The sequence below is a fragment of the Desulfosarcina sp. genome (assembly GCF_041551955.1).
Lineage (GTDB): Bacteria > Desulfobacterota > Desulfobacteria > Desulfobacterales > Desulfosarcinaceae > Desulfosarcina.
Genome location: NZ_JBFELV010000598.1, coordinates 1 through 2200, shown reverse-complemented (window position 1 = coordinate 2200; position 2200 = coordinate 1). Strand labels below are relative to the sequence as shown.

At 55.9% G+C, this 2200-nt stretch carries 3 protein-coding genes; all 3 read left to right on the top strand.

From position 1 onward, the window contains the following. On the top strand, positions 1 to 409 hold a 409-nt coding region (locus ABYV26_RS24645), incomplete at its 5' end, for a MinD/ParA family protein (RefSeq protein ID WP_372683995.1). Further along, a complete protein-coding gene (locus ABYV26_RS24640) occupies positions 406 to 1071 on the top strand; it encodes a helix-turn-helix domain-containing protein (protein WP_372683994.1) in 666 nt (221 codons plus the stop codon). The genes ABYV26_RS24645 and ABYV26_RS24640, both read left to right, overlap by 4 nt. A 27-nt stretch (positions 1072 to 1098) precedes the next feature. Then, positions 1099 to 2200: NAD(P)/FAD-dependent oxidoreductase (locus ABYV26_RS24635; protein ID WP_372683993.1), on the top strand; the 1102-nt coding region annotated here is incomplete at its 3' end.

Genomic DNA, 2200 nt, shown 5'->3' with positions numbered 1-2200 from the left:
CTACGATTTCGAGGAACAGGCAAAGGCGGCGGTTCTGGACACGGCCTCCAGTGCGCTGAACTCCCAGGATATCGTCGATATCGTGGCGAGATACGATCCTCAAAAAGCGTCTTTTTTCAAGGCGCGTATCGGCAGGTTTCAATTCAAATTTATCCTGAACCAATTTCGTAAAAACGCCGATGCCTGCCTTGGCAACAAATTAGAGACCGTGTGCAACCGCCATTTTTATTCACCGTTTGAATTTTTAGGCGGGGTCGCCTTTGACGAGCGCGTCATCGACTCGATTTACGCCAGAAAACTGTATGTAACCAACCACCCGGCCACCGCGACCACCACGGAATTAGTCCAGATTGCCGAGCTGCTCACCAAAGGTCGATCGGCCACCGTTGCATGGCGACAGGCGCTATGAAAACATTCGAACATGAAAATTTTTACCAGATCCTTCAGATTCCCGCCAATGCTCGTTCAGATGAAATCAAGCACGCCTACCGGGATGCTCTGGCCATTTATGAGGCGGAAAGCGTGGCCACCTATTCGCTCTTTTCCGAGGAGCAACGAGAATGTTTGCTGCAAGCGATTGAAAGGGCCTTTGACACCCTGATCAACCGAGAGAAAAGAACCGCCTACAATCAGATGCTCGTCGACACGGGCCAGATGGATGCGGCCGACTTTTGCAGGCATGGCCAAAGAAAGCTGGAGGCTTATGGCGACAACCGGATTCAAACCAGTGAAAAGCGCCTCAGCCAATGGGTCCAAAAGAAGGCCGATGCGCCGGAGATCAGGCAACTCATCGAAGTGATTCTTTCCAAAGCGGAGCTTTCCGGGCATGAGTTGAAGCAGCTTAGAGAAGCATACGGCATCGAGATTCCCGAGATCCATGCCGTTACCAAAATCAGCGGCGATTCCCTGAAAAGGATCGAGGCCAACCAGTTTGATGACCTTCCTGCTGAGATCTATGTCAAACAGTTTTTAAAAGCCTATGCCGATGTCCTTCACCTTGATTCCGGGCATGTGATCGACAGTTATTTAAAATTCATGGCCCAGGCCAAGCCGAACAACGACCACGCGTGACCGCCGGCGTGGCTTCAAGGGGTAACGATGGAAATTACAACCACAATTGTCGGGGCAGGGGTCGTCGGTCTTGCCGTGGCAGCCGAATTGTCCAAAACCCGCAAAGGCGTATTGATCCTGGAGCGACACCCGACTTTTGGCCAGGAAACATCCAGCCGCAACAGCGAGGTGATTCACGCCGGCATCTATTATGCCCGGGATTCCAAAAAGGCCACACTCTGCGTCGAGGGCAACCGGTTATTGTACCGGTTGTGTGAGCAGCACCGAATTCCCCACCGCCGTTGCGGCAAGCTGATCGTGGCCACCGAAAAAGATGAGGAGGCGATTCTGGCGGCGATCCAGGAGCGCGCCCGCGAGAACGGGGTGGAAACCCTTGAGATGTTGAGCGCCAGGCAGATCAAGGTCCTGGAGCCCAATGTGAAGGCCTGTGCCGCCCTCTTTTCTCCCTCCACGGGTATCATCCATTCCCATCGGTTGATGCGCCACTATGCTGCCCGGGCGCTAAAAAACGGCGCCCAGTTCGTTCCGCATACCACGGTTTCAGGGGTGGAAAAGCAATGCGATGCCAGCTACCGGGTCCATGTGGTCTACCCGGACGGTCAGACAGACGCGTTTGCATCACGCTGGATCGTCAACTGCGCCGGCCTCGAATCCGATCGGATCGCCGCTTCTTTAGGGATTGACATCGATGCGTGCGGCTACCGCCTGCACTACTGGAAAGGGGAGTATTTCAGCCTCGAGGTGCCCCAGGGGTTCATTCGCCATCTGGTCTATCCGGTCCCCCAGGCGAACCATGTGGGCTTGGGGGTTCATGCCACCATCGATCTGAGCGACCGGGTGAAACTCGGCCCCAATGCGACCTATCTGCCCGACCGGGCGCTCGACTACACCGTGAATCCGAAGGCCCGCCAGTCGTTTTACGAGGCGGCCTGCCGCTATCTTCCCGGCATCAGTGTCGACCAGTTGCACCCGGAAATGACCGGGATCCGGCCCAAGCTGCAAAAACCCGGAGACCCGGCCAGGGATTTTATCATCGCGGAGGAGTCGTCCAGGGGCTTTCCCGGGGTGGTCAACCTGATCGGTATCGAATCGCCCGGGCTTACCGCCAGTCCCGCCATTGCCCGTCATG